The organism is Streptomyces sp. NEAU-W12, from assembly GCF_026242095.1.
GTDB lineage: Bacteria > Actinomycetota > Actinomycetes > Streptomycetales > Streptomycetaceae > Streptomyces.
Genome location: NZ_JAPJDM010000068.1, coordinates 1 through 5,626, shown reverse-complemented (window position 1 = coordinate 5,626; position 5,626 = coordinate 1). Strand labels below are relative to the sequence as shown.

General features: G+C 66.9%; 7 protein-coding genes and 4 pseudogenes. 4 read left to right on the top strand and 7 right to left on the bottom strand.

Features of this window, described 5'->3' with window-relative positions; all coding sequences use genetic code 11:
• Nucleotides 1-310 (top strand): DDE-type integrase/transposase/recombinase (locus ORI94_RS34895; protein ID WP_266083094.1); only part of this gene is annotated, 310 nt, incomplete at its 5' end.
• Between the two features lie 112 nt (nt 311-422).
• Here the strand turns inward: ORI94_RS34895 and ORI94_RS34890 are convergent.
• Nucleotides 423-809 (bottom strand): fic family toxin-antitoxin system, toxin component, encoded by a 387-nt coding sequence (locus tag ORI94_RS34890; RefSeq protein WP_266083092.1) that lies wholly within the window; start codon nt 807-809, stop codon nt 423-425.
• Nucleotides 806-1,105, bottom strand: a complete 300-nt coding sequence (locus ORI94_RS34885) for a DUF1778 domain-containing protein (RefSeq protein ID WP_266083090.1) — start codon at nt 1,103-1,105, stop codon at nt 806-808. Before ORI94_RS34885 ends, ORI94_RS34890 begins: the two co-directional genes overlap by 4 nt.
• A 241-nt stretch (nt 1,106-1,346) precedes the next feature.
• Here ORI94_RS34885 and ORI94_RS34880 point away from each other — a divergent pair.
• A pseudogene (locus ORI94_RS34880) lies at nt 1,347-1,478 on the top strand (RNA-binding protein); the annotation flags it as partial.
• A 125-nt stretch (nt 1,479-1,603) separates the two neighbouring features.
• Here ORI94_RS34880 and ORI94_RS34875 read toward each other — a convergent pair.
• Nucleotides 1,604-1,990, bottom strand: a complete 387-nt coding sequence (locus tag ORI94_RS34875) for a DoxX family protein (protein ID WP_266083088.1) — start codon at nt 1,988-1,990, stop codon at nt 1,604-1,606.
• Between the two features lie 174 nt (nt 1,991-2,164).
• Between ORI94_RS34875 and ORI94_RS34870 the strand changes: the two genes are divergently transcribed.
• Together ORI94_RS34870 and ORI94_RS34865 are read left to right on the top strand one after the other, a co-directional pair.
• Entirely contained in the window at nt 2,165-2,638 is a 474-nt protein-coding gene (locus ORI94_RS34870; protein WP_266083086.1) for a carboxymuconolactone decarboxylase family protein, read from the top strand.
• Nucleotides 2,639-2,784: 146 nt separating this feature from the next.
• A complete protein-coding gene (locus tag ORI94_RS34865) occupies nt 2,785-3,708 on the top strand; it encodes an RNA polymerase sigma-70 factor (RefSeq protein ID WP_266083084.1) in 924 nt (307 codons plus the stop codon).
• A gap of 30 nt (nt 3,709-3,738) precedes the next feature.
• Here the strand turns inward: ORI94_RS34865 and ORI94_RS34860 are convergent.
• The 4 genes and pseudogenes from ORI94_RS34860 to ORI94_RS34845 all read right to left on the bottom strand — a co-directional run.
• Nucleotides 3,739-4,508, bottom strand: a pseudogene (locus tag ORI94_RS34860) (transposase).
• Nucleotides 4,496-4,771 carry an integrase core domain-containing protein gene (locus ORI94_RS34855; RefSeq protein WP_266083082.1) on the bottom strand — a complete coding sequence of 92 codons (276 nt, stop codon included), beginning with the start codon at nt 4,769-4,771 and terminating at the stop codon, nt 4,496-4,498. Before ORI94_RS34855 ends, ORI94_RS34860 begins: the two are co-directional and overlap by 13 nt.
• Nucleotides 4,772-4,870: 99 nt before the next feature.
• Nucleotides 4,871-5,371, bottom strand: a pseudogene (locus ORI94_RS34850) (IS30 family transposase); the annotation flags it as partial.
• A 51-nt stretch (nt 5,372-5,422) separates the two neighbouring features.
• Nucleotides 5,423-5,626 (bottom strand): annotated as a pseudogene (locus tag ORI94_RS34845) (ISL3 family transposase); the annotation flags it as partial.

Sequence of the window (5,626 nt, the reverse complement as noted above, 5' to 3'; positions counted from 1 at the left end):
CGACAAGCTCCGCTCCTACGGGGCGGCCCACCGGGTGGTGATGCCGTCGGTCGAACATTGTGCCCACAAGGGATTGAACAACCGGGCCGAGAACAGTCATCAGCCGACGAGGCAGCGCGAACGCGCGATGAAGGACTTCCGCAGCATGGGCGGGGCGCAGCGGTTCCTGTCCGCGTTCAGTGGCATCTCACCCCACTTCCGGCCCCGTCGGCACCTGATCACCGCCTCCGACTACCGCGCCGAGATGACCATCCTCTTCGCCATCTGGGACGAGACCACCGGCGCCGCCGGCCGGCCCGCCAAGACCTGAGCACCGACCCGGAACCCGGCCCCTACCACGCCCCGACGCGCCGCCAGAGACCCACGCACCCAATAATGTGACAGCGCCCGGGGACCTGCTCAGGGCCGCGCCGTCGGGCGGATCAAGAATCGCTCCAGGCGCGCAGTTGACGGCCAATCAGGCCGACGCCCGTCGCGCCGGAGGCAGCGTCCCGCACCAGGGCGACTGCCTCCTTCGGCGGGTAGTCGAGCTGGCACCCGTTCAGGGCCAGGTAAGCCTCCGTGGAGTGCCAGGCGAAGGCCTCGTTGGAGTGCTCCAGACACGGCAGCTTGGCCAGAGTCTGAAGGAGCGCGGCCGCCTTCAGATACACCGACCCGTAAATGTCGCGTTCCATCGCCCGGGCGTTGACCCGGGCGACCGTCGCGTAGAGCGGGCCGTAGTCGTCCACCTGGGGATCACCGGGCAGCAACTCGGCCGCGTGCAGAAGGAAGCCCACATCAAGAGGGTGGAACGGATCATTCTGGCTCACGCGGCGTGTCCCCGCTCCTGCTGCTCCTCAAGCTCCCGCCTCGCCTGCAGCTCCGCCGAGCGCTGCTCCGCGGCGGGATCGGCCGCGCCGGCCTCCTCTGCGAACGCGTTGCCGCTGCGGGCCATCGAGGTCCTGAACGCGTCGAGAAAGCGCTCTTCCACGGCGGTGGCCCGGGCGTAGGCGGCCGAGAGGATGTACTCCTGCAGGCTGACGCCTTCCTGTTTTGCGGCGGCCTCGATCGCGGCCCGCTGGGCCGGATCCGGGAAACGGAGATTCATGGCTTTGGGATGAGACATGGTACCGATGGTACCGTCGATACCATGGTTCCGGCCATAGCCGGCCCAGGACTGATGGGCTCGCATGGTCTCCCTCGATCCCCCTTACCCGCCTTCGTGAACGTGCGCGTCGGTGACCTGTCGAAGTGACTGAGGATCGGTCGCAGGACTCGAACCCTGCGAAGTGGGACCGACCACCCCCGGCCACGGAATCGGGACCGGGAACTACGCTGGCACCCCTTCCGCCCGTCCAAGGAGTAGCGTGCCACCGTCCTTCGTTCATCGGATCACCAAATACGACCCCGCAGACCGCGACGAGCACGGCCACTGCACCGGCGCTAAGGACACGGTCAGCGATCACGGGCCTGTCGAAGCGGCTTACCTAAGGATTGTCCCGTAAGTGATCTTGATTGCGATATCTCGGGTTGCGGCTGGCGTGATCACCGGAGCCCTGCTGGTGTCCGTTCATCGGGGTGAGCCCGCGCGCCTTCGGTAACCGGCTCACGCCGACATGAGTGGTCAACTGGTGAAGGATTCGGGGCCGAAGCGGCCCCACACCAGGAAGAGGACCAGGGCGAGGTAAAGCAGATCGCCCGCAATCGTCACTCTCTCGCCACGGCGGAGGCGCATGGTCAGCGCGCCGGCGAACAGCAGCACCAGTCCGGTGGCGGCCAGCGGCACCAGAACCGGCGCGATGTCGAGCGCGGCGGGCAGTATCAGGCCCCCCGCGGCCAGGAGCTCGACGGCGCCGATGACCTTGAGGGCACCGGGGCTGAAGTCCAGGACCCATCGGGTGGCGGTGCCGCCCATGGCGGCCAGCTTCTCCCTGGGCACGAACATCTTGGAGCTGCTGGTCAGGCAGACGGCGGCCATCAGTCCGGCGACGATCCAGAGTGCGAGGTTCATCATCAGCTCCTTGATCGAGGATTGCCTGCTCCCCTGGGACGAGACAGCGCCCCCGCCTGTGACATCTCCGAACATCCGAGTCGGGAAGACGTGGATCACACGCGTCCGTGTCACAGGGCGTCGGGCTGTCTCGTCCCAGGGGTGTAGACACCGACGAGCACGGAGGAGAACTCAATGGACGCGCGACTGAACTACTTCGCCAGCCCGACCGCCGCCAAGGCCCTCAAGCACCTCATGTCGGCGGGTAAGATGCTCAAGGAGTCGCCGCTGCCGGCCGCGACACAGGAACTCGTGGCCCTGCGCGTGAGCCAGATCAACGGCTGCGCCGTCTGCATCGACATGCACACCAAGGAGGCCGCCGCGGCCGGCGAGACCTCGGTGCGGCTGAACCTGGTGGCGGCGTGGCGGGAGGCCACGGTTTTCACCGAGGCCGAGCGTGCCGCGCTGGAGCTGGCGGAGCAGGGGACCCGGATCGCGGACGCAGTCGGCGGGGTCAGCGACAAGGTCTGGGCACGTGCCGCGAAGCACTACGACGAGGAGCAGCTCACCGCCCTGGTAGTCCTGGTCTCCTTCATGAACACGGCGAACCGGCTGAACATCATCGCCCAACAGCCGGCCGGTGACTACGAGGTCGGGCAGTTCCACTGAATGGCCATTGATGACCCGCCTGGGGCCACTGTCGCAGGCCGCCGTCACGGGGGCGTTGCACAGCCCGCCGACGGACCGCAAGATCACCAGAACGTGCCCGCGCCGGGAAATACGGCCGGATGGGAAGACCCCAAGGAGGATGCGGCGTGAACAAGGTCGAGGAGTTCGAGGAGTTGCGGCCTCTGCTGTTCTCGATCGCCTACCGGATTTTGAGCAGCGTGAGCGAGGCCGAGGACGCGGTGCAGGAGACGTGGCTGCGCTTCGACGGCTCAACGACCGTTCCCACGTCGGTCAAGGCGTTTCTGTCCGCCACGGTGACGCGGATCTCGATCGACGTGCTGCGCTCCGCGCGGGTGCGGCGGGAGGAGTACGTGGGTCCGTGGTTCCCCGAGCCGCTGCTGAGCGATCCGTATCAGGATCCGGCTCGCTCGGCGGAGCTGGCCGACTCGGTGTCGATGGCGGCGCTGCTGCTTCTGGAGCGGCTCAGCCCGCTGGAGCGGTCGGTGTTCGTGCTGCGGGAGGTGTTCGGCTTCGGTTTCGACGACATCGCCTCGGCGGTGGAGCGTTCAGAGACGGCGTGCCGGCAGCTCCTGGTACGGGCACGGCGTCACATGGAGGCCGGGCGGCCGCGGTTCGAAGCGGACCGTCAGGAGCGGCAGGAGCTGGCGACGCGGTTCTTCGATGCCCTCCGCGAAGGCGATGTCGCCAGCCTGCGGGATTTACTGGCCGCCGACGTGCAGATGGTCGGGGACGGCGGCGGCAAGGCCCCGCAGCTGGCCAGGGCCGTCGTTGGCGCCGAGAACGTGGCCCGGCTGCTGGCCTCCGTTTTCCCGCTGCTGGCCCGGATCGACGTGACGTTCGATCCGCACGAGGTCAACGGCCAGCCCGGTGCCATCTTCCGCGACCGGGACGGCAAGGTCTTCCATGCCCTGACCCTCGACGTGCTCGACGGGCAGATCCAGACCATCCGCTCAGTGATCAACCCCGACAAGCTCGGCCACCTCGGACCGGTTGCCGACGCCTGGGCCATCGACGGCGAGGTGAAACAGACCCGCCGACAGATGAAGTGACCCCTGGACCGGTGTGGGCCGCTCGTTCGCCTATCCGGCGATGTTGAGGTTGTGCAGGCGGGCGATGCCGCGCATCGCGTGGTGCACGCCGTCGCCGCGGAGGCGGCAGTCACGCAAGATCTTCCAGGTCTTCATGCGGGCGAAGACGTGCTCGACGCGGGCACGGACCTGCTTGTGGCTCTTGTTGTGCGCCTGCTTCCAGCCGGGGAATTCTTCGTCCGCGCTGCTGCGGCGGTGAGGAATGACCAATCCCGTTCCCCGGTAGCCGCCGTCGGCGATTGTTACGGCCTTCCCGACGGCGTCCTTCGCGCCGGACTCGGCCCAGGCCCTGCAGTCGTTGCGGTTGCCGGCAGTGGCCGACCGATCACGACCACCATCCGGGTGTCGGCGTCGACGACCACCTGATGGTTCGTCGAGTACCGATAGTTCTTTGACTGCTCGGCCACGCTTTGATCGCGGGTCGGCACCAGAGTGCCATCCGCGATCAGCACGGCGTCCTTGCGGAATCGGCGCCTCAGCGGGAGAGCGAGCTTCGGTCCGAGGTGGTCGATGACCCGGTTCGCCGCCGACTTCGACACCCCAAACAATGGCGCCAGCTGCCTCAGTGTCAGATTGGTGCGCCAGTAAGCGGCCACCAGCAGCACCCGGTCCTGAAGCGGGAGCTTCCAGGGCCGGCCGCGGCCCGGCGCGTCGGCACCCTCTCGGCGCAGCTGAGTCACCAACTTGCCGAAGGTGCGCGGGCTCAGCCCGGAGTACGGGTCTATCCAAGACGGCTCCGACGCCGTGATCACACCAGCCACAGTCCAAGACCATCACATATCAAGATCACTTTGAACCGTTCCGGGTTCGGTAGAGACTTCAGGTTGTGGTTGTGACCTGGGGTTGCGTGGTAGTAGTTGGTCTCGTATTCGACGGGTGGGGTGTGCCCGATTTCACCGTGGAGTCGGCGGTGGCAGTACCAGTCGATCCACTCGGCGGTGGCGAGTTCGACCTGGGAGAGGGTTCGCCAGGGCCGTCCGGGCTTGATCAGCTCGGTCTTGAACAAGCCGATCGTGGACTCCATGAGGCGTTGTCGTAGGCGTCGCCGACCGAGCCGATCGAGGCCGCGATGCCGGCGGCGTCCAGGTGCTCGGCGAGCCGGAAACTCGTGTATTGGGCGAGTTCAATTGGTCGTTGCAACACCGGGCTGTTGCAGTGAGCGTAGCTGCTCTTCGAAGACCTCGGCCGGCGTCTGCCAACCGAGGATCTTGCGGGGCCGGTTGTTGATCGCCATGGCGACGGCTTCGAGGTCCGTGGACGACCACCGGGAGAGATCGGTGCCCTTCGGGAAGTACTGACGCAGCAGCCCGTTCGTGTTCTCGTTCGTCGGTCGTTGCCAGGGCGAGTGCGGATCGGCGAAGAACACCTTCGTCCCGGTGTCGAGAGCGAACTGGGCGTGGCCGGAGAGTTCCTTCCCACGGTCCCAGGTGAGGGTCTTGCGTAGCTGCTCGGGCAGCTGCGTCATCGACGTCGTGAGCGCCGCGTTCATCGCGATCGCGCCGTAGCCCCCGAGTGAGGTGCCGTTCTTCACGGGCGGAATCTCGCCCCAGCCCTCGAGCCGAGGCAGGTGCACCAGGAGCGTGGAGCGGCTGCTGCGCTCGACGAGCGTGCCGATCGCGGATCGGTGTCGGCGTACAAGTGAACGTGGCTCTGACAAGATTTTCGTAGATGGAGATCATCTCGGTGGCACGGTCGACTGGTCCGCGTAGCGTCGGCGGAGGTGGGCGATCAGGATGACGCGGTGGCGGAGGGGTGGGACGCCTGCGCGGCCGGCCATCAGGCGCTTTTGGAGTTTGACGTCGGTGATGCGGCCTTCGCTGATCCCGGAGTTGTAGGGGGTGGTGATGCCCTGGGCGACGGCCTGTCGGTCTTCACGCAG